This is a genomic window from Streptomyces sp. NPDC002787 (assembly GCF_053592095.1).
On record NZ_JBSFVC010000005.1, the window covers coordinates 1 to 24,563 of the forward strand.

General features: G+C 69.8%; 23 protein-coding genes and 1 pseudogene. 20 read left to right on the forward strand and 4 right to left on the reverse strand.

Translation table 11 applies throughout. The annotated features are described in order from the left end of the window. Positions 1-248: 248 nt before the first annotated feature. From ACWD26_RS07995 to ACWD26_RS08010, 4 genes are all read left to right on the forward strand, one after another. The gene (locus tag ACWD26_RS07995) at positions 249-2,024 is read left to right on the forward strand and encodes a protein kinase domain-containing protein (protein WP_451267427.1); all 1,776 of its coding nucleotides are present in this window, start codon (positions 249-251) and stop codon (positions 2,022-2,024) included. Between the two features lie 63 nt (positions 2,025-2,087). Then, on the forward strand, positions 2,088-2,870 hold the full coding sequence (locus ACWD26_RS08000) for a prepilin peptidase (RefSeq protein WP_451267429.1): 783 nt from the start codon (positions 2,088-2,090) through the stop codon (positions 2,868-2,870). Positions 2,871-3,007: 137 nt separating this feature from the next. Continuing rightward, the gene (gene mqnC / locus ACWD26_RS08005) at positions 3,008-4,207 is read left to right on the forward strand and encodes a cyclic dehypoxanthinyl futalosine synthase (protein ID WP_451267431.1); all 1,200 of its coding nucleotides are present in this window, start codon (positions 3,008-3,010) and stop codon (positions 4,205-4,207) included. 8 nt (positions 4,208-4,215) lie between these two features. Next, positions 4,216-4,866, forward strand: coding sequence for a hypothetical protein (locus tag ACWD26_RS08010; protein ID WP_451267432.1), 651 nt, complete (start codon positions 4,216-4,218; stop codon positions 4,864-4,866). Between the two features lie 27 nt (positions 4,867-4,893). Here ACWD26_RS08010 and ACWD26_RS08015 read toward each other — a convergent pair whose 3' ends face one another. Continuing rightward, a complete protein-coding gene (locus ACWD26_RS08015; RefSeq protein ID WP_451267434.1) occupies positions 4,894-5,898 on the reverse strand; it encodes a chitinase in 1,005 nt (334 codons plus the stop codon). A 162-nt stretch (positions 5,899-6,060) separates the two neighbouring features. Between ACWD26_RS08015 and ACWD26_RS08020 the strand changes: the two genes are divergently transcribed. The 4 genes and pseudogenes from ACWD26_RS08020 to ACWD26_RS08035 all read left to right on the forward strand — a co-directional run bounded on the left by ACWD26_RS08020 (position 6,061) and on the right by ACWD26_RS08035 (position 9,190). Beyond that, on the forward strand, positions 6,061-6,246 hold the full coding sequence (locus ACWD26_RS08020; protein WP_451267436.1) for a hypothetical protein: 186 nt from the start codon (positions 6,061-6,063) through the stop codon (positions 6,244-6,246). Beyond that, a pseudogene (locus ACWD26_RS08025) lies at positions 6,237-6,407 on the forward strand (acyltransferase family protein); the annotation flags it as partial. The gene ACWD26_RS08020 and the pseudogene ACWD26_RS08025, both read left to right, overlap by 10 nt. Before the next feature lie 56 nt (positions 6,408-6,463). Next, positions 6,464-7,162 (forward strand): demethylmenaquinone methyltransferase, encoded by a 699-nt coding sequence (locus ACWD26_RS08030; RefSeq protein ID WP_451267438.1) that lies wholly within the window; start codon positions 6,464-6,466, stop codon positions 7,160-7,162. Between the two features lie 198 nt (positions 7,163-7,360). Continuing rightward, positions 7,361-9,190: a zinc ribbon domain-containing protein gene (locus ACWD26_RS08035; RefSeq protein WP_451267440.1), complete on the forward strand. Its 1,830-nt coding sequence runs from the start codon at positions 7,361-7,363 to the stop codon at positions 9,188-9,190. A gap of 209 nt (positions 9,191-9,399) precedes the next feature. On the opposite strand, the gene ACWD26_RS08040 is transcribed toward ACWD26_RS08035, so the two are convergent. Both ACWD26_RS08040 and ACWD26_RS08045 read right to left on the reverse strand, forming a co-directional pair. After that, positions 9,400-9,723 carry a PASTA domain-containing protein gene (locus ACWD26_RS08040; RefSeq protein ID WP_451267442.1) on the reverse strand — a complete coding sequence of 108 codons (324 nt, stop codon included), beginning with the start codon at positions 9,721-9,723 and terminating at the stop codon, positions 9,400-9,402. Between the two features lie 150 nt (positions 9,724-9,873). Then, positions 9,874-10,380, reverse strand: coding sequence for a GNAT family N-acetyltransferase (locus ACWD26_RS08045; RefSeq protein WP_451267444.1), 507 nt, complete (start codon positions 10,378-10,380; stop codon positions 9,874-9,876). Between the two features lie 180 nt (positions 10,381-10,560). On the opposite strand from ACWD26_RS08045, the gene ACWD26_RS08050 reads away from it, so the two are divergent. After that, a complete protein-coding gene (locus ACWD26_RS08050; protein ID WP_451267446.1) occupies positions 10,561-11,853 on the forward strand; it encodes a geranylgeranyl reductase family protein in 1,293 nt (430 codons plus the stop codon). Positions 11,854-12,098: 245 nt separating this feature from the next. Here ACWD26_RS08050 and ACWD26_RS08055 read toward each other — a convergent pair whose 3' ends face one another. Further along, positions 12,099-12,935, reverse strand: coding sequence for a C40 family peptidase (locus ACWD26_RS08055; RefSeq protein ID WP_451267448.1), 837 nt, complete (start codon positions 12,933-12,935; stop codon positions 12,099-12,101). 713 nt (positions 12,936-13,648) lie between these two features. Here ACWD26_RS08055 and ACWD26_RS08060 point away from each other — a divergent pair. From ACWD26_RS08060 to nuoK, 11 genes are read left to right on the forward strand one after another with little or no spacing between them, the layout of a single operon-like run. Further along, positions 13,649-14,008 carry an NADH-quinone oxidoreductase subunit A gene (locus tag ACWD26_RS08060; RefSeq protein WP_009310323.1) on the forward strand — a complete coding sequence of 120 codons (360 nt, stop codon included), beginning with the start codon at positions 13,649-13,651 and terminating at the stop codon, positions 14,006-14,008. Positions 14,009-14,022: 14 nt separating this feature from the next. Beyond that, a complete protein-coding gene (locus ACWD26_RS08065) occupies positions 14,023-14,577 on the forward strand; it encodes a NuoB/complex I 20 kDa subunit family protein (protein ID WP_003998928.1) in 555 nt (184 codons plus the stop codon). Continuing rightward, a complete protein-coding gene (locus ACWD26_RS08070; RefSeq protein WP_451267451.1) occupies positions 14,574-15,344 on the forward strand; it encodes an NADH-quinone oxidoreductase subunit C in 771 nt (256 codons plus the stop codon). The genes ACWD26_RS08065 and ACWD26_RS08070 overlap by 4 nt, the downstream gene beginning before the upstream one ends. Next, a complete protein-coding gene (locus tag ACWD26_RS08075) occupies positions 15,341-16,681 on the forward strand; it encodes an NADH-quinone oxidoreductase subunit D (RefSeq protein ID WP_451267453.1) in 1,341 nt (446 codons plus the stop codon). Before ACWD26_RS08070 ends, ACWD26_RS08075 begins: the two co-directional genes overlap by 4 nt. A gap of 29 nt (positions 16,682-16,710) precedes the next feature. After that, positions 16,711-17,541, forward strand: coding sequence for an NADH-quinone oxidoreductase subunit NuoE (gene nuoE / locus ACWD26_RS08080; RefSeq protein ID WP_451268012.1), 831 nt, complete (start codon positions 16,711-16,713; stop codon positions 17,539-17,541). Continuing rightward, on the forward strand, positions 17,538-18,896 hold the full coding sequence (gene nuoF, locus ACWD26_RS08085; RefSeq protein WP_451267455.1) for an NADH-quinone oxidoreductase subunit NuoF: 1,359 nt from the start codon (positions 17,538-17,540) through the stop codon (positions 18,894-18,896). The genes nuoE and nuoF overlap by 4 nt, the downstream gene beginning before the upstream one ends. Then, entirely contained in the window at positions 18,893-21,397 is a 2,505-nt protein-coding gene (locus ACWD26_RS08090; protein ID WP_451267457.1) for an NADH-quinone oxidoreductase subunit G, read from the forward strand. Before nuoF ends, ACWD26_RS08090 begins: the two co-directional genes overlap by 4 nt. Then, positions 21,394-22,755, forward strand: a complete 1,362-nt coding sequence (gene nuoH, locus ACWD26_RS08095; RefSeq protein ID WP_451267459.1) for an NADH-quinone oxidoreductase subunit NuoH — start codon at positions 21,394-21,396, stop codon at positions 22,753-22,755. The genes ACWD26_RS08090 and nuoH overlap by 4 nt, the downstream gene beginning before the upstream one ends. After that, the gene (gene nuoI / locus ACWD26_RS08100; RefSeq protein WP_451267461.1) at positions 22,748-23,389 is read left to right on the forward strand and encodes an NADH-quinone oxidoreductase subunit NuoI; all 642 of its coding nucleotides are present in this window, start codon (positions 22,748-22,750) and stop codon (positions 23,387-23,389) included. The genes nuoH and nuoI overlap by 8 nt, the downstream gene beginning before the upstream one ends. After that, complete coding sequence (locus ACWD26_RS08105) at positions 23,386-24,264, forward strand: NADH-quinone oxidoreductase subunit J (RefSeq protein WP_451267463.1); 879 nt, start codon at positions 23,386-23,388, stop codon at positions 24,262-24,264. Before nuoI ends, ACWD26_RS08105 begins: the two co-directional genes overlap by 4 nt. Continuing rightward, complete coding sequence (gene nuoK / locus ACWD26_RS08110; protein ID WP_009310327.1) at positions 24,261-24,560, forward strand: NADH-quinone oxidoreductase subunit NuoK; 300 nt, start codon at positions 24,261-24,263, stop codon at positions 24,558-24,560. Before ACWD26_RS08105 ends, nuoK begins: the two co-directional genes overlap by 4 nt. Positions 24,561-24,563: the final 3 nt, after the last annotated feature.

Genomic DNA, 24,563 nt, shown 5'->3' on the forward strand with positions numbered 1-24,563 from the left:
CCTCCGGAGGTCCTCCGGAGGTCCTCCGGAGGACCTCCGGAGGACCTCCGGAGGACCTCGGGAACGTCCCCCGGAACTTCCCCGGAATTTCATTTGACGAATTCCGCGCTCCGTGGGATCGGCCGCCGACGTTCGGATTCCCGATCGGGCGTACGGCACTACGCTGCTGGGGAGCCGTGCGCCGTGGACAGTTCGTCAGGGGCGGCGTACGGGGAGGTATGGGGGGAGGTACGGGGGAGGTGTCGCCCATGCAACCGCTCGATGTCGGCGAGCCCACGGTGGTGGGGCCCTACCGGCTGCTAGGCCGGCTCGGGTCCGGCGGGATGGGCCGCGTCTATCTGGGGCGCAGCGCGGGCGGCCGTACCGTCGCCGTCAAGGTCGTGCACCCGCACTTCGCGCTCGACGAGGAGTTCCGCGCCCGCTTCCGGCGCGAGGTCGAGGCGGCTCGTCGCGTGGGCGGCGCCTGGACGGCCCCCGTGCTGGACGCGGACCCGGAGGCGCCGGTTCCGTGGGTGGCGACCGGCTACGCGGCGGGCCCGTCCCTCGCGGCGGCGGTGACGGACGGCGGCCCGCTCCCTCCCCACTCCGTACGGGTCCTCGGCGCGGGCCTGGCGGAAGCCCTCGCGGCGGTGCACGCGCTGGGCCTGGTCCACCGGGACGTGAAGCCGTCGAACGTGCTCCTGACGGTGGACGGCCCCCTCCTCATCGACTTCGGCATCGCCCGCGCCACGGACGGCACGGCCTCCATCACCTCCACCGGCGTCTCGATCGGCTCCCCCGGGTACATGTCCCCCGAGCAGATCCTCGGCAAGGGCGTCACCGGCGCGGCGGACGTCTTCTCCCTGGGCGCGGTCCTCGCGTACGCCGCGGCCGGCCGGCCCCCCTTCCCGGGCGACTCCTCCGCCGCCCTCCTCTACAAGGTCGTCCACGAGGAGCCCCGACTGGACGGCGTCGAGGGCGACCTGCGGGACCTGGTCGCACACTGCCTGTCCAAGGACCCCGCCGCCCGCCCGACCCCCGACGAGGCCGCCCACACCCTGGCCCCCCAGGGCGCGGCCCGCCTGGTCGCGGCGGGCTGGCTGCCGGGCCCACTGGTGGAACAGGTCGGCCGGAGCGCGGTGCAACTGCTGAATCTGGAGGCGACGGAGGAATCCCCGTCCGGGCCGGTGGGTTTCAGCAGCCCTTCGGTGGGGGCGGGGGAGTCGAGGGTGGGGGCGAGCGAGTCGGCCGTGGGGGCGGGCTCGTCGTACGCGTCGGCCCCCTCCGGCGACGCGATGGCCGAAGTGCCCGCCGCGAGTGGGGTGTTCGGTCCGCCGCCGGTGATGTCACCGTCGGCGCCGCCCGTGACACAGGTGCCGGGGCAACGGGCCGACGCGGCGTTGGCGGAGACGGCCCCGCCCGCTTCGGGCCCGACACCGGGCAAGCTGTCCCTGAGCGTGGCGGCGACCTCCACGACCGCCGCGAACGGACGCGGCCGGAAGGTCAGTTGCTCCGTCGCACTGGCCGTCGCGGGAGCGTTCGCGGTGGTCAGCCTGGGGACGGTTTTCGGCCTCGAAATGCTGAACGACAAGGACGACGCCCACGGGGACGCGGCCGGTCCCGCCCCGTCGTCGAGCGCGGCTCCCACCAGCGACCCACAGGCCTCGGAACCTCAGGGGGACGCGGAGGGCGAGGTACCCGCGAGCTACCTCGGCACCTGGGAGGGCGACGCCTACGCCCTCGACGGCAACCTCCCCGCCGGAACCTTCACCATCACCCTCCAACAGGGCTCGGTAGGTGACCCGTTGGGCACCTTCCGCTCCGTCGACCTCCTCGGCGGCGCCTGCGACGACAGGCTCGTCCTCAAGGAGGTCGCCAAGAGCCACATCGTCGCGACCAGCATCGCGGACACCGAGAACAACCCCAAAACCTGTACCAGTAACACCCACGAGGTCACCCTCACCCCCGTCGGCGACGAGCTCCAGTACACCTCGAACAACGCGGACGCGGGTGACCCGACGGCGCGGCTGGCCAAGGTGAAGTAGAGGGGCCGTCCGGTCAGCCGGCGGACCTCGTCCGCCATCTCCCCCTCCCCATAGGCTGACCGCGTGGATCTCGACCCTTGGCTGATCGCACTGACCGTGGCCGCAGCCCTGTGGGGCGCCGCCACCGGCGCCCTCCTGCCCCGCCCCGCGTACCGCTTCACGGTCGACGAGGAGGACCCCTGGCAGGACGAGTGCCCCGCCGGTCACCGGATCACCGGCGTCGCGGCCGGCTGGCTGGGCCCCGCCCGCTGCACACCCGAGACCCCCGGCAGAACTCCGGCCACCACGCCCCCCACCTGCGTCTACGGCCCCGGTACCCCCACCGTCGCCACCACCACCGCCCTCGTCTGCGCCACCCTCGCCCTGGCCACCGGCCTACGCCCCGAAGTCGGCGTATGGCTGCTCCTCGCCCCGCTGGGCGTGCTGCTCACCCTGGTGGACCTCAAGGCGCAACGCCTCCCGGACCCCCTCACCCTCCCCTTCGCGGGCCTGGCCCTCGCGCTGCTGGGCGCCGTGGCGTTCGTGCCCGAGCACGCGGGCCAGTGGCGTACGGCGGCCTACGGCGCACTCGCCCTCGGCGGCTTCTACTTCCTCTTCTTCCTCATCAGACCCGTGGCCCTCGGCTTCGGCGACGTGAAACTGGCCCTCGGCCTGGGCGCCGTACTCGGCTGGTACGGCTGGGGCGCGCTGTACCTCGGCACCTTCGCGGGCGCGCTCATCGGCAGCGGGTACACCCTGGTCGTGGCCGCCCGGGGGCGCCCCGTGCGCGGACAGCAGGTCGCCCTGGGCCCCTTCATGATCGCCGGAGCGTACGTGGGGCTGCTGCTGGAGGCGTACGCGGCCTGAGCCCGGCCGCGCTCTCGTTCGCCGGGCCTCCGGAGTCATCCACAGGCGGACGGGCTGACGTCGGCCGGTCCGGGCCGCTGGCGTAGGCTGGCCTGGTCCGTTCAACCCTTACGAACCCTACGAAAGGGACGCCGCCGGTGACCGAGAAGGCCGACCTCCAGTCCGTTCTCGACCGTGCCGCCGAGGGTGGGCGGATCACGCCGGAAGAGGCGCTCGACCTCTACCGTGACGCGCCGCTGCACGCGCTGGGCGCCGCCGCCGACGCCGTACGCAAGCGGCGGTACGCGGGTACGGAGCACATCGCGACGTACATCATCGAGCGGAACATCAACTACACGAACGTGTGCGTGACGGCGTGCAAGTTCTGCGCGTTCTACGTCCCGCCGAAGGCCAAGGACAAGGGCTGGACGCGCGATCTCGACGACATCCTGCGCCGCTGCGCGGAGACCGTCGAGCTGGGCGGCACGCAGATCATGTTCCAGGGCGGGCACCACCCGGACTACGGGGTGGAGTACTACGAGACGCACTTCGCCGCCATCAAGAAGGCGTTCCCGCAGCTGGTCATCCACTCCCTCGGCGCGTCCGAGGTCGAGCACATGGCCCGGATCTCCAAGGTGAGCGTCGAGGAGGCCATCCAGCGCATCCACGCCGCCGGCCTCGACTCCTTCGCGGGCGCCGGCGCCGAACTGCTCCCCGAGCGCCCCCGCAAGGCCATCGCGCCCCTCAAGGAGAGCGGCGAGCGCTGGCTGGAGATCATGGAGGCCGCGCACAACCTGGGTGTGGAGTCCACGTCCACGATGCTGATGGGCACCGGTGAGACCAACGCCGAGCGCATCGAGCACCTGCGGATGATCCGTGACGTACAGGACCGGACGGGTGGCTTCCGGGCCTTCATCCCGTACACGTACCAGCCGGAGAACAACCACCTCAAGGGCCGTACGCAGGCCACGATCTTCGAGTACCTGCGCATGATCGCCATCGCGCGGCTCTTCATGGACAACATCGCCCACATCCAGGGCTCCTGGCTCACCACCGGCAAGGAGATCGGCCAGCTCTCCCTGCACTACGGCGCGGACGACCTCGGCTCGATCATGCTGGAGGAGAACGTCGTCTCCTCCGCCGGCGCCAAGCACCGCTCCAACCGCCTGGAGATCATCGACCTCATCAGGAAGGCGGGGCGCGTTCCCGCCCAGCGGACCACCACCTACGAGCACATCGTCGTCCACGACGACCCGGCGAACGACCCCGTCGACGAGCGCGTCATGTCCCACATCTCGTCCACGGCGATCGAGGGCGGCACGGCCCACCCCGAACTGAAGCTGCTGAGCGCCAACTAGGGTTCACGTTGCGCACGATTCACACCGCGCCGCTCGTACTGCCGGTTGGCGCGGAACCCGTTGTGGACGGCGCGGTCGTCGTCGAGGGCGACCGGATCACGGCGTTCGGACGGTACACGGAAGTGGTCGACGCGGCTGCGGAGGGTGCCCGTGTCCGCCGTTGGCCAGGAGTGCTCACGCCGGGACTGCGGCAGTGGCACGGCCGGTGGCTGCTGACCCGTTGCTACCACCCCGACCCCCGCGAGGCCGCCGAGTTGGGCACCGAGCCGATCACCGGCGCGGCCCTCGACGCGCTCGCGCCCGACGCGGCACGCATGGGCGGCAGCGTACGGCGCGGCCTGCAGCGGATGCTCGCGCACGGGACGACCCACCTCGGTGGTCCCTTTCCCGACGGGGTACGGCAGGCCGTGCTGCGGTCGGGGCTGCGCGAGGTGCCGGACGAGTGGCGCGAGGCGGCACCGGTGTGGGACGGGCCGGATCTGGACCCGTTCGTCGAGGGATACGACCTGTCCGGTACCGTCCACGGCCCGCTCCGCGCCGGAGCCCCGGCCGACTTCGCCGTCTTCGACGTGCCTGACGAGGCCACCCTCACGACCAGGGGCGCCGTCAGCTGTGTGGCCACGGTCCTCGGCGGCCGTCTGGTGTACCGCCGCCGCTGAAGCGCGACCCTCCTGCTCCTCCTGACCTCAACCTGAAAACGCCTCCCCGAACGCCCCGTCCTCCTGCTCCACACCACTGCAGTCGGTCAGTTCGTCCGTCGCGCCGTCCCCGCACTCCTGATCCCGGAACGTCGCCCACATCGACACCCAGGCCACCCCCTTCTCCTCCGCGAACTCCCGCACCTGCGCCGCGTCCTCCAGCGTGAACGTCTCGTTGTCCACGTCGTTGACGCCCAGCATCGAGGTGAGCGCCAGCGCCCCCCACGCCGTCGACTCGCTCGTGCCGAAGACGTCCATCAGCTGCTCGTGCGTGGCCTTTGCCGCCTGCTCCGCGTAGTCGCCCATGTCACCGTCGTACGAACTGGCGTAGTTCATGGTCATGATGTTGACCGTGGTGACCTGGACGGCGTGGTCGTTGGCCGAGTCGAGGAGGGCCACGCCGTCGTCGTCGAGGCCGGACGGCATGACGGGGAGGGTGAAGGAGACGGAGAGGTCGGGGCGGTCCTTCTGGAGGAGCGCGATCGCCTCGGAGCGCAGGGCGACGGAGTCGGCGTCCTTGAGGGCGTCGCCCTCGACGTCGAAGTCGGCCTCGGTGGAGCCGGCCGCGTCGAGCACCGCGCCGTAGGCGTCGGCCAGCTCGGACGCGCTGTCGCAGGCCTCCGCCAACTCCGTGCCCGAGGCGCCGCCGAACGAGACCCGTACCGACGCGCCTGATTCGGTGAGTGCCGCGATCCGGGACGTCACCGCCGAGTCGTCGATCGCCTCCGTCCCGTTCCGCGCGGGCGTGCACGCGTCGCCGTCGGCGATCACGAACGCCAGGTTGTACGCGGCGGCCGACCCGGCGCCGTCGAGGTCGGAGGCGTTGGTGGCGTTCACGTAGGGCGCGTACTGCGTGGCGGGCGCTGACGGCGTGGAACTCTTGGACGTCTCCGCTGCGGGCTCCTCGGCACGATTGGTCTTCGTCGTGCAGCCGGCGCAGGTCAGGGCCACCAGACATATCAGCCCGACGGCCGGTTTCAGGGAATTCCTCACGGTACTCACGATGGCAATGAATCACACCTGGCTGTGCTTCATGTGTGCTTCTCGAAGATCTCAATTTCTCTCAGGGAACGGACAGGTCAAGGAGATTCTCATGGGCGCCTCACAAGAGAAGCCGGGAATGGTCCAAATAAAGGCCGCCTAATATCCGGGCACATGCAATCCGAGTCCGCCAAAGAAAACCTCACCCGCGAGCCCGTGTACGAGATCGCCTCGGCACCGGCGGCAGAAGGCCCCGTGTTCGTCGACAACTCCGGGCGCCGCGCGAGACTGCTGCGCCGCTGCGGCATGCTGCTGGGGGCGTCTGTCTCGGTTACGCCGTCGTACTCGGCTTGGCGTTGATCGACCAGTTCTGGAACGTCCCCGCGTTCGAAAAGTACCTGCCGCTGGAGAGCCAGTGGTTCATGTTCGGCATCGGCTGGCTGCTGATCGCCGCGTTCGTCCTGCTGTGCGGGTGGGTGGAGGACGTGGCGGCGAAGAAGCGGCCGCGGCTGTTGCCGTGACCCCTTACGGGCCGGGCGCCGCGGGTGCGTCCGGCCCGTACTGCCACAATGGGCCCGTGACCCGCGCATCCCTGGACAAGCAGCCGCACGAAGTCGCCTCGATGTTCGACCGAGTGGCGAAACGGTACGACCTGACCAACGACGTGCTGTCCCTCGGACAGGACCGGCGCTGGCGCAAGGAGGTCGCGCGGGCGGTGGACGCCCGCCCCGCCCAGAAGATCCTGGACCTCGCGGCCGGTACGGGCACCTCCTCGCTGCCCTTCGCACAGACCGGCGCGTACGTCGTCCCCTGCGACTTCTCCCTCGGCATGCTCCAGGTCGGCAAGGAGCGCACCTCCTGGCTGCCGTTCACCGCCGGTGATGCCACGAAGCTGCCGTTCAAGGACGACACCTTCGACGCGGTGACCATCTCCTTCGGCCTCAGGAACGTGCAGGACACCGACACCGCGCTGCGCGAGCTGTACCGGGTGACCAAGCCGGGTGGCCGGGTCGTGATCTGCGAGTTCTCCCACCCGACGTGGACGCCGTTCCGGACCGTCTACACCGAGTACCTGATGCGCGCGCTGCCGCCGGTCGCCCGCGCGGTGTCGTCCAACCCGGACGCGTACGTCTATCTCGCGGAGTCCATCCGCGCCTGGCCCGACCAGGCGGGCCTCGCCGAGCGCCTTCGGAAGGCCGGCTGGGACCAGGTCGCGTGGCGCAACCTCACGGGTGGGGTCGTCGCGCTGCACCGGGGGTTCAAGGCCCAGGCGTAGGGGGCGAGTTCGCCGCGCAGGGCTCGGGTTTCACCCGCAAGAGGGATACCCGCGAGGGAATCCTGTTGACGGGAACCGGTCAACAGAAACTACCGTCCGTTGATACGTCGGTACGCAGTGGTGGAGTCTCCCGGCACCCCCGCTGTGCCTCCGACCAGGCCGGATCACGGCACGCGTTCTCTGATGCACGGGGGTTCCATGACGTCCTACTGCCCGCACTGCGGGACACCAGGTCCCGACGAGGCACGCTTCTGCATGAAGTGCGGTCGGGAACGCCCACCGAGCCCACCGACGGCACCGCCGACGACCCCGCCTCAGACGGTCCACGCACCCTCGCCACCCTCACCGACCTCACCGGGCGTGGCGCCCCTCGGCCCGCCGCCTCCCCCTCCTCCTCTCCACGCACCCGTCCCCGCCCGGCCCTCACCCGTCGGCGCCTTCTTCGGCCGGGCCTTCCGGGGTGACTGGGGCGGCTCCGCGCTGGCCGCGCTCTGGCCGGTCGGGCTGCTCCTCGCCGCCGCCGTCGCGCTGGCCGTCCCGTCGTACGGCCAGGAGGACGAGGTCGCCGTCGGCTTCGGCGACCGTCTGGGCATCGCCCTCGCCGCCCTCCTCCAGGGGCTCGGCGGCGGCATCGAGGTCTCGGCGATCGACATGGGCTACGGCGGCGATGTCGGGTCGTCGGAGGGCGCCTTCACCATGAGCCTCGTCCCGCTCACGGTGACCGCCCTCTTCATCGGCGCGCTCTTCATCGGCGTACGGCAACTGCGGACGCGCACGGCGACCCGCGGCGCGTACGGCGGACACGGCGAGCAGGCCCCGTACGCCCCGTACGCCGGGTCCGCCCCGTACGGCGGCGGGCGGGGCGCCCCCGGAGGTCGTACCGGCGGGCTCGAAGCGGCCGTACGGGTCACGCTGCTGGTGACCGCCGCCGTACTTCTGCTCGGGCTGTTCGCGCAGCCGGAGATCGCCGGTGTCGCCGAGGTGTCTACGTCGGCCTGGCTCGCGGCGCTGGGCGCGCTGCTGCTCACGGCCGCCGTCTCGGCCCCGCTGCTGCAACGCGACGAGCTGGCCGAGTGGCTGGCCGTCCGCCCCGGACCGCAGGCCCTGTTCCGGGCGGCCGGCACGGCCGTGCGCGCCCTGGCCGTCGTCCTCGCCCTGTGCTCGCTGGTCGCCCTCGTCGTCGTCGCGTCCAGCGACGATCTGCGGTCGGAGTGGGAGAACGACATCAACCCGCTGCTGATCGCGCTGCTGGTCCTGCCGAACATCGCCGTCAACCTGCTCGGCATCTCCTGGGGAGCCTCCGTCGAGATGACCGCCGGGCGCACCCCGTACGGGGACGACACGTCGTACGGAGACGACTCCTCGGGCGAGTACGGGCTCGTCGAGTCCGTGCCCTACGCCAGTGGCTACGAGCACGAGACGTTCGGGCTCTCCGAACTCGGCGACTCGGTCAACTCCTGGGCGGTGGTGGGGGCGCTGGCACTCGGCGCGGTCTGCGCGCTGATCCTCGGCGTCCTGGCCGCCCGTCGCTCGGCCGGCCGTGGCGAGCAACTCCTCGCCGCGGGGCTCTTCTTCGGCTTCTTCCTGCTCCTGGCCGGCTTCGGCGGTCTCGGCATGGAGACCGCCGGCTCGGCGATGTCCGACTTCGGCGAGCTGTCGGCCGCCGGACGGGTCGAACTGGGCCTCGACATCGCCGAGGTCCTGCTCTTCGGCCTCCTGTGGATCTTCGGCGCGGCCTTCCTCGCGCCGTACCTGGTCCAGATGACGGGAGCACGCACGGCGGTGATCGCACCCCCGATCCCGGCCATGCCGAGCAACGGCCCGGCGCCCCACGGGGTCCCGCAGCAGCCTGCGGCTCCCGCCCCGGCCCCGTACGAGCCCCCGCTCGTCGAACTCGGCCACCACCACCTACCGCCCGCTGAACCGGCCAAGCCTCGCAGCCGCACGCTCGTCTGGACCGTCACCATCGCGGCGGCCTTCGTGATCGGCGGGGGAGGCGCAGCGGCGATCCTGCTCTGGCAGAGGTAGAAGGGCGCCTGACGAGAAGAGGCAGAGACCCGCGCCGCAAAAGGGGCGCGGGGCTGTGTCGATGTGCGGCTCCGCCGCGTGGGCGCGATCAGCCACGCGGCGGAGCCGCACTCCGCGACGTACCCGCATGACCACATCGAAGCCGAATCGACCACCCACCGGGCTCCGGAATCACCCACCGGGCCCCGGAACCGACCACCCACCGGGCGTTATCGAAGAACCGCGAACGGATCCCCCGGCTCATCCAACGCCCTGCGCAACCCGGGCGGAGGCCCACCCCGCCGTGGCTCCCGCACGCCCCCACCGTCGTCCCCCAGCTCGAACCACACGGTCACGGCAGCCCCCCGTGGCACTTCGACGCCGGGCGGCGGGTACTGGCGAACGACGTAGTCCACGACGGTGAGTTCGAAGTCGGGCCGGTCGGGCGCGACGAGGGTCACCCCGCCTGCCTCGGCCATCTCGCGCGCGTCCACGGCCATCAGTCCGACGAACCGTGGCACACGCACTTCGAATGACTTGGGTGTTATGCGCACAGACGTTCACCCCCAGCGGTATCGGCAGGGTAACCGCCGCGCGGTACCCGCCGGAAGCACTGAGTGGCAATCCGCGGCAGATCGCTACCGTGCGTGACGAGTTGCCGATATCCCGAACGAACGGAAACGGCCGCGCCCCGCCGACCGGCGTCACAGCATCAGCCGATAGCAGTGCCCCACCTGCCGCGAGACCGGCGTCGTGTAGGTCTCCGCCAGTTCCATGCCGAGCCGCCGGGCGACGGCGATGGACCGCTCGTTGCGGGCGTTGACCATGGCGACGACGCTGCCGACGCCCGCCGCCCGCACCCGCTCCAGGGTCTGCGTCGCGGCCGCGGTCACATACCCCTTGCCCCAGTGATCACGGCCGAGCCGCCAACCGATCTCGATCTCGCCGGTCGGGCCCCACTCCCGGGGCCACGGCTGGGCGCCGGTGAAGCCGATGGCCCGGCCCTCCCCGTCGAGCATCGTCCACAGACAGAACCCGTGCTCGGCGTCGTGGCGGCGCTGGCGCGCGGTGAGCTCCTCGTAGACGGACAGCTCGGCGGACCGGCCGCCGTGGAACTCCATGACGTCGGGATCGTCGAAGATTCGGTGCCAGGCGAAGGCGTCCTCGTCGGTGGGGACGCGCAGCCGTACGTCGGGCAGAGCTAGGTTCACAGGGGCAGCCCTTCAGCCGATGATCGGTACCGCTGAATAGACTGCCCATGTCCGATGCCTGTCGGCACATGTTTTCTGGTCTTCCGGTACCTGGACTTCCAGCCCTTGGACTTCCAGCACCTGGACGTCCAGCGACCGTCCCACTGCTCAGATCCTTCTACTTCTTGGGGAGAACCCGTCGTGACCGAGCCCCAGCCCCTTACCGAACACACCGCCGATGTGATCGTCGTCGGGGCCGGGCCAGCCGGTTCCACCACCGCGTACTACCTGGCGAAGGCCGGGCTGGACGTCCTGCTCCTGGAGAAGACCAGCTTCCCGAGGGAGAAGGTCTGCGGCGACGGCCTCACACCACGCGCCACCAAGCAGCTCGTGTCGATGGGCATCGACATCTCGGAGGAGGCGGGCTGGCTCCGCAACAAGGGTCTGCGGATCATCGGCGGTGGCGTCCGCCTCCAGCTCGACTGGCCGGATCTCGCCTCCTACCCGGACTACGGACTCGTCCGCAAGCGCGACGACTTCGACGAGCAGCTCGCCCGCCAGGCCCAGAAGGCGGGCGCCCGGCTGCACGAGCTCTGCAACGTGGGCGCGCCCATCATCGACGACCGCACCGGGCGTATCACCGGCGTGCACGCCAAACTCGGCGACGAGAAGCGGGAAGTCACCTTCCATGCCCCCCTGGTGGTGGCGGCCGACGGCAACTCCACCCGGCTCTCCCTCGCGATGGGCCTGCACCGCCGCGAGGACCGCCCGATGGGCGTCGCGGTCCGCACGTACTTCACCTCCCCGCGCCACGACGACGACTACCTGGAGTCCTGGCTGGAGCTGTGGGACAAGCGGGGTCCGGGCGAGGACCGTCTTCTCCCCGGCTACGGCTGGATCTTCGGCATGGGCGACGGCACGTCCAACGTCGGTCTGGGCGTCCTCAACACCTCCGCCGCCTTCAAGGAACTGGACTGGCGCGACGTCCTGAAGGCCTGGTGCGCGTCCATGCCGGAGGAGTGGGGCTACACCCCCGAGAACATGACCGGCCCCATCCGGGGTGCCGCCCTCCCGATGGCCTTCAACCGTCAGCCCCACTACACCAAGGGCCTGCTGCTCGTCGGCGACGCCGGCGGCATGGTGAACCCCTTCAACGGCGAGGGCATCGCCTACGCCATGGAGTCCGGGCAGATCGCCGCCGATGTCATCGTCCAGGCGCACGCCCGCGCCACCCCCGGCCAGCGCGAACTCGCCCTCCAGCGCTACCCGCAGGTCCTCAAGGACACCTTTGGCGGCTACTACACGATGGGCCGCGCCTTCGTGAAGCTGATCGGCAACCCGAAGATCATGAAGCTCGCCACGCAGCGGGGCCTGACCCACCCGCTGCTGATGAAGTTCACCCTGAAGATGCTGGCCAACCTCACCGACCCCACCGGCGGCGACGCGATGGACCGCATCATCAACGGCCTGAGCAAGGTGGCACCGAAGGCGTGACCCTCCGGCGGTACCGGAGCGGCGTCGTCAGCGCGCCGCTCCGGCCGCCTGTGAGTGAACCGGGCACCCGAGTGCACTCGGAGTGCTGGAGGGGCTCAGTGAGGCTCCTGGGGCCCCTCAGGCCGTTCTCGGCCCTGTACACGGGCAGCCCGGAGGGCCGCTGTCCCCACCGGGAGAGCGGCCCTCCGAAAGGCGTCTGGGCGACCGCGCGAGGGCGGGGCCGTCCGAGTCGCGTGTGCGGAGCGTCAGAGCACGCGCACCGCACCCGTCGCCGGGTAACCGGAAAGATCCTGGATGACGACGCCCTTGGACGGGTTCGCCGCGTCGAGGTACTGGCCGCCCCCGATGTAGACACCCACGTGGTACGCGGAGCCCTTCGAGCCCCAGTACAGGATGTCGCCGACCTCCAGGTTGGACAGCGAGACCTCGGTGCCCTGCATCGACTGGTCCTGCGAGACCCGGGGGAGGTCCACGCCGACCTGCTTGAAAGCGGCCTGGACCAGCGAGGAGCAGTCCCACGCGTTCGGGCCCGTGGCGCCCATGACGTACGCGTCGCCGACCTGGGCCTTGAGGAAGGCGATGACCGTGCCGACGCTGCCGGTGGCAGGCGTCGTCGTGGTGGCCGTCGTCGAGCCGGACGTGGACGTGAGGGTGGTCCGCTCACTGTCCCGCGCGGCACGCTCGGCCTCGGCCTTGCGCTCGGCCTCGGCGGCGGCCTTCTTGCGGGCCTCTTCCTTCTTTGCCTTGACCAGGTCCTTCTCGGCCTGCTTGGCCGCCTGCTCGGCGGCGGCGTCACGCTCGGCCTGCAGCTGGTAGTCAGCCGCCATCGCCTGCGTGGCGTCCGCGGACTGAGCGGCCTGCGTGGCCAGGTCGGCCGTGAGGGTGGGCAGTTCGAGCGTCTGCGTCACCGGCTCCGCGGCGAACGCGGACGTGGACGCGCCGGCCACTGCCACGGTGCTGAGAACGCCACCGGCGACTCCGGCGCGCATCGCGATCGAGGACGCGTTGCGGCGGGGTTTCCGGTGGCTGCGTATGTGAGCGGTGTGGGACATGGGTACAAGCGGTACCAGCGACTCCTCCATACCTTCAAGAAACGTGTGCTGCGCCACAGTTGTTCAACGGCAGCCACAAATTCCCTGTGCGTCACTCTTTATTGACGCCGTAACGGACATTGCGGACGCGGCTGATCAGGCCCGTGATCATGCACTTTCGTGATTACGCCCGAATTGCCCTGTGCCTACCATCGATTGCGCTGAGTGGCCAAGGCTGGTGGATTTGATCTCGCTCCGGTGTGGCGCAGGTCACGGAACGGTCTCCGATCCGGCCGCGTCTCGCGAGGCCTCACCCCTCCTCGACGCTCGTGAACGCGTGCACGCGTCCACATTCGTCACCGGACCTCCCTCCGAGGTGTGAACGCGGCGCACTATCAAGCGGTCCGATCTAGCACCAATTTGCATGCGTCGGAACCCTCTTGATATAGAGACGCCCCGCGTGACCAGCGGCGATGAGTGAAAATGTCACTTCTGGTGATCAGTCTGGCGCTTCGTGTGTGAAGATCGACGCTCATCCGACTTCATGATCGTTCGTCAGGTGGTGGAGATCACAAACTCGGTGCCGCCCCCGTGTCGCAGATCACAGACCCGCAGGCATAAGATGCACGGCAGTTGGGCTTGTGACCTGCTTCACATGTTCGCGATCTTCGCCGGGACGGGCGGGGCTCGTGGGACAGATGGGGCGGAGAGCAGGGCCACGCAATCCGCCAGCAGTCAGTGCCGACTGAGAGGAGCGAGGAGCGGTGAACGCCTATGCGCCCATCCTCGTACTGGGAGCCCTCGGGGCAGGCTTTGCGATCTTCTCCGTGATCATGGCCACGCTGATCGGCCCGAAGCGCTACAACCGGGCCAAGCTCGAGGCCTATGAGTGCGGGATCGAGCCCACCCCCACGCCGGCCGGCGGCGGGCGATTCCCCATCAAGTACTACCTGACGGCGATGCTCTTCATCGTCTTCGACATCGAGATCGTCTTCCTCTACCCCTGGGCCGTCACCTTCGACGCCCTGGGTGTTTTCGGGCTCGTGGAGATGCTGCTCTTCGTGCTCACCGTCTTCGTCGCCTACGCGTACGTCTGGCGCCGCGGCGGCCTGGAATGGGACTGAGGGGCCTTTAAGCCATGGGACTCGAAGAAAAACTGCCGAGCGGTTTCCTGCTGACCACCGTCGAGCAGGCCGCGGGCTGGGTACGCAAGGCGTCCGTCTTCCCCGCCACCTTCGGCCTCGCCTGTTGCGCCATCGAGATGATGACCACGGGCGCGGGGCGCTACGACCTGGCACGCTTCGGCATGGAGGTGTTCCGGGGCTCGCCGCGCCAGGCGGACCTGATGATCGTGGCCGGCCGGGTCAGCCAGAAGATGGCGCCGGTGCTGCGGCAGGTCTACGACCAGATGCCGAATCCCAAGTGGGTGATCTCCATGGGGGTCTGCGCGTCGTCCGGCGGCATGTTCAACAACTACGCGATCGTCCAGGGCGTCGACCACATCGTCCCGGTCGACATCTATCTCCCCGGCTGCCCGCCACGGCCGGAGATGCTGATGGACGCGATCCTCAAGCTCCACCAGAAGATCCAGACGTCCAAGCTCGGCGTGAACGCGGAGGAAGCGGCCCGCGAGGCCGAGGAAGCCGCGCTCAAGGCGCTCCCCACCATCGAGATGAAGGGGCTGCTGCGATGAGCGACGCGAACGGCAAGAACGGTGCGAACGGCACCGGCGGCTCGAACGGGGTGAACCCCGAGAAGGACCTCGCCGCCTCCAACCTCCCCGGCCAGCGCGGCGACGGCGGTGAGGAGATCCGCGTCCAGCGCGGGATGTTCGGCGCCGACAACGGCGGCGACACCTCCGGCTACGGCGGCCTCGTCCGCTCCATCCGCCTCCCCGGCTCCGCGAACCGCCCCTACGGCGGATGGTTCGACGAGGTCGCCGACGAACTGGAGGGCGCCCTGGAGGAACAGGGCCTCGTCCCCGAGAACGTGATCGACAAGACGGTCGTCGACCGGGGCGAGATCACCTTCCACATCGAGCGCGAGCACCTGCTCCGCGTCGCCCGGACCCTCCGCGACGACCCGGCCCTCCGCTTCGAGCTGTGCACCGGCGTCTCCGGCGTGCACTACCCCGGCGACAAGGGCCGCGAGCTGCACGCCGTCTACCACCTGCGCTCGATCACCCACAACCGGCTGATCCGCCTGGAGGTCTCCGCCCCCGACGCCGACCCGCACATCCCGTCGCTGGTGCCCGTCTACCCGACCAACGACTGGCACGAGCGCGAGACGTACGACTTCTTCGGCATCGTCTTCGACGGCCACCCCGCGCTGACGCGGATCATGATGCCGGACGACTGGCAGGGCTTCCCACAGCGCAAGGACTACCCCCTCGGCGGCATCCCCGTCGAGTACAAGGGCGCCCAGATCCCGGCTCCGGACCAGCGGAGGTCGTACTCATGAGCACGCAGCACGCATCCGCCGCATCAGCCGCCTCGGCGCGCGAGACCACCGAGGGCACCGTCTACACGGTCACCGGCGGCGACTGGGACGAGGTCGCCGAGACCGCGGCGAAGTCCGACGACGAGCGCATCATCGTCAACATGGGCCCCCAGCACCCCTCCACGCACGGGGTGCTCCGGCTCATCCTGGAGATCGACGGCGAGACCGTCACCGAGGCCCGCTGCGGCATCGGCTACCTCCACACCGGCATCGAGAAGAACCTCGAGTACCGCACGTGGACGCAGGGCACCACGTTCGTGACGCGCATGGACTACCTCACGCCGTTCTTCAACGAGACGGCGTACTGCCTCGCCGTGGAGAAGCTCCTCGGCATCGAGGACCAGATCCCGGACCGCGCCTCGATCATCCGCGTGCTCCTCATGGAGCTGAACCGGCTCTCCTCCCACCTGGTCTGCATCGCCACCGGCGGCATGGAACTGGGCGCCACCACGATCATGATCTACGGCTTCCGTGATCGTGAACTCATTCTCGACATCTACGAGTTGATCACCGGCCTGCGCATGAACCACGCGTACATCCGGCCCGGCGGACTCGCCCAGGACCTGCCGCCCGGCGCGGTGGACCAGATCCGCGAGTTCGTGAAGAAGATGCAGAAGAACCTGCCCGAGTACGACAAGCTCGCCACCGGGAACCCCATCTTCAAGGCCCGTATGCAGGACGTCGGCTACCTCGACCTCTCCGGCTGCATGGCCCTCGGCGCCACCGGTCCCATCCTCCGCTCCGCGGGCCTCCCGCACGACCTGCGCAAGGCCCAGCCGTACTGCGGCTACGAGACGTACGACTTCGACGTCCCGACCGCCGACACCTGCGACTCCTACGGCCGCTTCCTGATCCGCCTCGAGGAGATGCGCCAGTCCCTGCGGATCGTCGAACAGTGCCTGGACCGGCTGCAGCCCGGCCCGGTCATGGTCGCCGACAAGAAGATCGCCTGGCCCGCCCAGCTCGCCCTGGGACCGGACGGACTCGGCAACTCCCTGGACCACATCAAGAAGATCATGGGCACCTCCATGGAGGCCCTGATCCACCACTTCAAGCTGGTGACCGAGGGCTTCCGCGTCCCGCCGGGACAGGCGTACACGGCGGTCGAGTCGCCCAAGGGCGAACTCGGGGTGCACGTCGTGTCCGACGGAGGCACCCGCCCCTTCCGGGTCCACTACCGCGACCCGTCCTTCACCAATCTGCAGGCCATGGCGGCGATGTGCGAGGGCGGCCAGGTCGCCGACGTCATCGTCGCCGTCGCGTCCATCGACCCCGTGATGGGAGGCGTCGACCGGTGACCACCACCCCCGAGGGCGTCAGCCTGGGCATGCCGCAACTGCCCGCGCCCGACTACCCGGACGACGTTCGAGCCCGGCTGGAGCGGGACGCGGCGGCCGTCATCGCCCGCTACCCGGACTCCCGGTCCGCCCTCCTGCCGTTGCTGCATCTCGTGCAGTCGGAGGAGGGCCATGTCACCCGCACCGGCATGCGGTTCTGTGCCGAGGTGCTCGGCCTGACCACGGCCGAGGTCACCGCCGTCGCCACCTTCTACTCCATGTACCGGCGCAAGCCGAGCGGTGACTACCAGGTGGGCGTCTGCACCAACACCCTCTGCGCCGTGATGGGCGGCGACGCGATCTTCGAGGCGCTGCAGGACCACCTCGGGGTCGGCAACGGCGGGACCACCGACGACGGCAAGGTCACCCTGGAGCACATCGAGTGCAACGCGGCCTGCGACTTCGCGCCGGTCGTGATGGTCAACTGGGAGTTCTTCGACAACCAGACCGTGGACAGCGCCAAGCGCCTCGTCGACGACCTGCGCGCGGGAGCACAGGTCGAGCCCACGCGCGGGGCGCCGCTGTGCACCTTCAAGGACACCGCGCGGATCCTCGCCGGCTTCCCCGACGAGCGGCCAGGGGCCGTCGAGGCGAGCGGCGGTGCGGGACCCGCGTCGCTGGTCGGCCTCCGCCTGGCCAGGGGAGAGGCCGCACCCGCGCGCGTGGTCCATCCGCGGGACGGCGGCCCACACGACGAGCCGCACGACAAGGTGCACGAGCCGTCACCCAGCGAGCACCTCAGCTCGCACGACGCGCCGCAGGACACATCGGCCTCCGACCCAGCCCATCCGGCAGGGCCTGCAGCCGAGGAGGGGGAGTGATGACGTTGGCACCCGAGATCAAGGGCACCAGCCCGGAGAAGCTGCTCGCACCCGTGCTGTCGGCCTTCTGGGACGAGGACAGGCCATGGTCGCTCGACGTCTACCGAAGGCACGAGGGATACGAGGGGCTGCGCAAGGCGCTGGCCATGTCACCGGACGACGTCATCGCGTACGTCAAGGAGTCCGGACTGCGCGGCCGTGGCGGCGCGGGATTCCCGACCGGAATGAAATGGCAGTTCATTCCTCAAGGTGATGGAAAACCACATTATCTAGTTGTCAACGCCGACGAGTCGGAGCCCGGAACGTGCAAGGACATTCCGCTCCTCTTCGCGAACCCGCATAGCCTCATCGAGGGCATCGTCATCGCCTGTTATGCCATCAGGTCTTCGCATGCCTTCATCTATCTGCGTGGTGAAGTCGTCCCCGTCCTGCGGCGGTTGCACGAGGCCGTACGTGAGGCCTACGAGGCGGGCTTCCTCGGCGAGAACATCCTGGGCAGCGGACTCGACCTCCAGCTCACCGTGCACGCGGGCGCGGGCGCGTACATCTGCGGTGAGGAGACCGCACTGCTCGACTCGCTCGAAGGCCGCCGTGGTCAACCGCGGCTGCGTCCCCCCTTTCCTGCTGTCGAGGGCCTCTACGCGTGCCCGACTGTCGTGAATAACGTCGAATCCATCGCGTCAGTTCCCGCCATCCTGCAAAAAGGCAAGGAATGGTTCAGGTCGATGGGCAGCGAGAAGTCCCCCGGCTTCACGCTCTACTCGCTCAGCGGCCATGTCGCCTCCCCCGGTCAGTACGAGGCCCCGCTCGGCATCACACTCCGCCAGCTCCTGGAGATGAGCGGCGGAATGCGACCCGGGCATCGCCTCAAGTTCTGGACGCCGGGCGGCTCCTCGACCCCGATGTTCACCGACGAGCACCTCGACGTCCCTCTTGACTACGAAGGAGTGGGTGCCGCGGGTTCCATGCTCGGCACGAAAGCACTCCAGTGCTTCGACGAGACGACCTGCGTCGTACGGGCGGTCACCCGCTGGACCGAGTTCTACGCCCACGAGTCCTGCGGCAAGTGCACACCCTGCCGTGAAGGCACCTACTGGCTGGTGCAGTTGCTGCGCGACATCGAGGCCGGCAAGGGCGTCATGAGCGACCTCGACAAGCTGAACGACATCGCCGACAACATCAACGGCAAGTCCTTCTGCGCCCTGGGCGACGGCGCCGCCTCGCCGATCTTCTCCTCCCTCAAGTACTTCCGCGCGGAGTACGAGGACCACATCACGGGCCGGGGCTGCCCCTTCGACCCGGCCAAGTCGACCGCCTGGGCCGACACGGACAAGCACGCGGAGGTGAACGCATGACTGTGACCACCAGCGCTCCCTCCGGCGGAGGCGAGGCGGCGGTCCCGCCGGAAGATCTCGTCTCGCTGAAGATCGACGGTGTCGACATCAGCGTGCCCAAGGGCACCCTGGTCATCCGGGCCGCCGAACAGCTCGGCATCGAGATCCCCCGCTTCTGCGACCACCCGCTGCTCGATCCCGCCGGTGCGTGCCGCCAGTGCATCGTCGAGGTCGAGGGCCAGCGCAAGCCCATGGCGTCCTGCACGATCACCTGTACGGACGGGATGGTCGTCAAGACTCACCTCACCTCGCCCGTCGCGGAGAAGGCCCAGAAGGGTGTGATGGAGCTCCTGCTCATCAACCACCCGCTGGACTGCCCCGTCTGCGACAAGGGCGGCGAGTGCCCGCTGCAGAACCAGGCCATGTCGCACGGCCACTCCGAGTCCCGCTTCGAGGGCCGCAAGCGGACGTACGAGAAGCCCGTGCCGATCTCCACACAGGTGCTGCTCGACCGCGAGCGGTGCGTGCTGTGCGCCCGCTGCACCCGGTTCTCCAACCAGGTCGCGGGCGACCCGATGATCGAATTGATCGAGCGGGGTGCCCTCCAGCAGGTCGGCACCGGCGAGGGCGACCCCTTCGAGTCGTACTTCTCCGGCAACACCATCCAGATCTGCCCGGTCGGCGCACTGACCTCGGCGGCGTACCGATTCCGCTCCCGGCCCTTCGACCTCGTCTCCTCGCCGTCCGTCTGCGAGCACTGCTCCGGCGGCTGCGCCACCCGCACCGACCACCGGCGCGGCAAGGTCATGCGGCGGCTCGCGGCCAACGACCCCGAGGTCAACGAGGAGTGGATCTGCGACAAGGGGCGGTTCGCGTTCCGGTACGCGCAGCGCCCGGACCGGCTGACCACCCCGCTGGTCCGCAACGCGGAGGGCGTGCTGGAGCCCGCGTCCTGGCCGGAGGCCCTGGAGGCCGCCGCCCAGGGGCTTCTCGCCGCACGCGGCCGGGCCGGTGTCCTGACAGGCGGCCGGCTCACCGTCGAGGACGCGTACGCGTACAGCAAGTTCGCGCGCGTGGCCCTCGACACCAACGACATCGACTTCCGCGCGCGCGTGCACAGCGGTGAGGAGGCCGACTTCCTCGCCGCCCGGGTCGCCGGACGCGGACGCGACCTCGACGGTACGGGCGTCACGTACACCGCCCTGGAGAAGGCGCCCGCCGTGCTGCTGGTCGGGTTCGAGGCCGAGGAGGAGGCGCCCGGCGTCTTCCTGAGGCTGCGCAAGGCCTGGCGGGGGCACAAGCAGCAGGTGTTCTCGCTGGCCACCCACGCCACCCGGGGCCTGGAGAAGGCCGGCGGCACGCTGCTGCCGGCCGCGCCCGGCACCGAGACCGAGTGGCTGGACGCCCTCGCGAGCGGGTTCGGCCTGGAGGACGACGGCGTCAAGGCATCCGAGGCGCTGCGCACCGAGGGCGCGGTGATCGTCGTCGGGGAGCGGCTCGCGGCCGTGGCGGGCGGGCTCACCGCCGCCGTACGGGCCGCGTCCCTCACCGGCGCGAAGCTGGTGTGGATCCCGCGCCGGGCCGGGGAACGCGCCGCCGTCGAGGCGGGCGCACTGCCGTCGGCGCTGCCGGGCGGGCGTCCGGCCACCGACCCGCGCGCGCGGGAGGAGGTCGCCGCCGCCTGGGGCGTCGCCGAGCTCCCCTCGAGGTACGGCCGGGACACCGGGCAGATCGTCGAGGCCGCCGCCACCGGAGAGCTCGGGGCCCTGGTGGTGGCGGGTGTGGAAGTCGCCGATCTGCCCGACCCGGCACGCGCGCGCGAGGCACTGTCCGCCGTGGGCTTCCTGGTGTCGCTGGAACTGCGGCCCAGCGAGGTCACCGAGCGGGCGGACGTCGTCCTCCCGGTCGCCGCCGTCGCCGAGAAGGCGGGCACCTTCGTCAACTGGGAAGGCCGCGTGCGGATGTTCGAGGCCGCGTTGAAGCCCGACCAGATGACCCGCCGGGTGGCACCCACCGACGGACGGGTGCTCCAGATGCTGGCCGACGCCATGGACGTCCACCTGGGGCTGCCCGATCTGCGCACCACGCGCGCGGAGCTGGACCGGCTCGGGGCGTGGGGCGGGCCGAAGGCCAACGAGCCGGTGGAGGTCGCGGCCCAACTGCCGCGCCCGGCCGCCGGGGAGGCCGTACTGGCCGGGCACCGGCTGCTGCTCGACCAGGGCCGTCTCCAGGACGGCGACGAGGCGCTCGCCGGGACACGGCACGCCGCACGCGCGCGCGTGTCCGCCGCCACGGCCGCCGAGGCGGGCGTCAAGAACGGCGACGTCCTCGCGGTCAGCGGCCCCGCCGGGGTCGTCGAACTGCCGCTGCAGATCACCGAGATGCCCGACCGCGTCGTCTGGCTGCCGCTGAACTCCACCGGCTCGGGCGTCGGGTCCGACACGGGGGCGACGCCCGGCGCACTCGTCCGTATCGGCCCCGCGACGCTCGCCGCCGAGGCCCCCGAGGAGGTGGAGGCATGAGCCCTTTCCTCGCCGCTGAAGACCTCTCGATGTTCGGCCGTGACCCCTGGTGGCTGGTCGTCGTCAAGGCGGTGTTCTGCTTCGCCTTCCTGATGATCACCGTGCTCTTCTCCATCGTGTGGGAGCGCAAGGTCGTGGCCTGGATGCAGCTGCGCATCGGCCCCAACCGGCACGGTCCCTGGGGCATGCTCCAGTCGCTCGCCGACGGCATCAAGCTGATGCTCAAGGAAGACGTCATCGTCAAACGCGCGGACAAGGTCGTCTACGTCCTCGCACCGATCGTCGCGGCCATCCCGGCCTTCATGGCGATCGCCGTGATCCCCTTCGGTCCGGCCGGCAACGAGATCTCGATCTTCGGCCAGCGCACCACGATGCAGCTCACCGACCTGCCGATCGCGATGCTCTACATCCTCGCGGTCGCCTCGGTCGGCATCTACGGCATCGTCCTGGCGGGCTGGAGCTCCGGCTCCACCTATCCGCTGCTGGGCGGCCTGCGTTCCTGCGCCCAGATGATCTCGTACGAGATCGCCATGGGCGCCGCGTTCGCCTCCGTCTTCCTCTACTCCGGGTCGATGTCGACGTCGGCGATCGTCGAGGCGCAGCAGGACCGCTGGTACATCGTGCTGCTGCCGGTCTCGTTCGTGATCTACATCGTGACCATGGTCGGTGAGACCAATCGCGCCCCCTTCGACATGCCGGAGTCCGAGGGCGACCTGGTCGGCGGCTTCAACACCGAGTACTCGTCGATCAAGTTCGCGATGTTCATGCTCGCCGAGTACGTCAACATGGTGACCGTCTCGGCCGTGTCGGTGACGCTGTTCCTCGGCGGCTGGCGGGCACCCTGGCCCATCAGCACCTTCTGGGAGGGCGCCAACCACGGCTGGTGGCCGATGCTCTGGTTCGTGGTGAAGGTGCAGCTGCTGCTGTTCTTCTTCATCTGGCTGCGCGGCACCCTCCCGCGCGTCCGCTACGACCAGCTGATGAAGCTCGGCTGGAAGGTCCTCCTCCCGGTCTCCGTGGTCTGGCTGATGCTCGTCGCGACCGTACGGACCCTCAGGAACGAGAACTACGACTTCGCCGAGATCGCCCTGTACGTCGCCGGCGCCGTCATCGTCCTCTTCCTGCTCTCGGTCATCGCGGACATGCTCCGCGACCGGCGCGAGGCACAGGACAAGCCCGCCGGACCGGCCGCCTTCGACCCGATGGCCGGAGGGTTCCCCGTACCGCCCCTGCCCGGACAGACCCTCCCGCCGGTGCCGCGCAGGCGTCCGCGCCGCGAGCGGGAGCTGATTGTCAGTGGTGGGTCCGATACTGACAGTGACGGATCTTCGAATGGGAGGGAGGCGTCCGATGGCTGAGGAGCCGAAAGAGAGCAAGCAGGGGTTCCAGAACCCCGTCGCCGGCTTCGGCGTGACCTTCAAGGCCATGTTCAAGAAGCGGCTGACCGAGCAGTATCCGGAGGAGCAGAAGACCACGGCCCCGCGGTTCCACGGCCGGCACCAGCTCAACCGCCATCCGGACGGCCTGGAGAAGTGCGTCGGCTGCGAGCTGTGCGCCTGGGCGTGTCCCGCCGACGCCATCTACGTGGAGGGCGCCGACAACACGGACGAGGAGCGCTACTCCCCGGGCGAGCGGTACGGCCGCGTCTACCAGATCAACTACGCCCGCTGCATCCTGTGCGGCCTGTGCATCGAGGCGTGCCCCACGCGCGCGCTCACGATGACCAACGAGTTCGAGCTGGCGGACAGCAGCCGCGCCAACCTCATCTACACCAAGGAGCAGCTGCTCGCCGGCCTGGAAGACGGCATGGTCGACACGCCCCACGCGATCTACCCGGGCACCGACGAGCAGGACTACTACCGGGGCCTGGTCACCGAGGCCGCGCCCGGTACGGAGCGTCAAGTGGCCCTCTCCAAGGGAGAGGTCCCGCAGGAGGCCGGCTCCACCTTCGGTGAGGACGAGCCGGCGTCGGAGAAGGTGATCCGCCGATGACGCAGCAACTCGCCGCCGCGGCCACTCTTTCCGCCGGCACCTCCACCGGTGAGGCCTTCCAGTTCTGGGTGCTCGGCACGATCGCCGTGATCGGAGCCCTGTGCACCGTCTTCATGAAGAAGGCCGTGCACAGCGCGCTCTGCCTCGCCGGCACCATGATCATCCTGGCCGTCTTCTATCTGGCCAACGGCGCCTACTTCCTGGGCATCGTGCAGATCGTCGTCTACACCGGCGCGATCATGATGCTGTTCCTGTTCGTGGTGATGCTCGTCGGCGTCACCGCGGCGGACTCCCTGAAGGAGACCATCAAGGGCCAGCGCTGGCTGGCCCTCCTCTGCGGTCTCGGCTTCGGCATCCTGCTGATCGCGGGCATCGGCAACGCCTCGCTCACGGAGTTCAACGGCCTCGGCACGGCGAACGCGGGCGGCAACGTGGAGGGCCTCGCGGCCCTGATCTTCACCGACTACGTGTTCGCCTTCGAACTCACCGGCGCCCTGCTCATCACGGCCGCCGTCGGCGCCATGGTCCTCACCCACCGTGAGCGCACCGAACGCGCCAAGACCCAGCGCGAGCTGGCCGAACAGCGCGTACGCGAGGGCAAGCACCTCCCGCCGCTGCCGGCCCCCGGGGTGTACGCCCGGCACAACGCGGTCGACATCGCGGGCCTGCTGCCCGACGGCACCCCGTCCGAGCTGACCGTCAGCAAGACGCTGCGGGACCGGGGCCAGATCCGCGACGTGTCGACGGAGGCGCTGAACGACCTCAAGGCCCTGGAGCAGCGCGCCGAGGACCGCCTGGAGCGCTCCAACAGCGGAAGCGGCGGACGCAGCGGAACCAGCGCAAGCAACGGGAAGAGCGGGGAGGCATCGAAGTGAATCCCGTCAACTACCTGTATCTCGCCGCCCTGCTGTTCACGATCGGCGCCACCGGCGTCCTGATCAGGCGGAACGCGATCGTGGTGTTCATGTGCGTCGAGCTGATGCTCAACGCCTGCAACCTCGCCCTGGTCGCCTTCTCCCGGATGCACGGCAATCTCGACGGCCAGATCATCGCCTTCTTCACGATGGTCGTCGCCGCCGCGGAGGTCGTGGTCGGACTCGCGATCATCGTGTCGCTGTTCCGATCCCGCCACTCGGCCTCGGTCGACGACGCCAGCCTGATGAAGCTGTAAGGG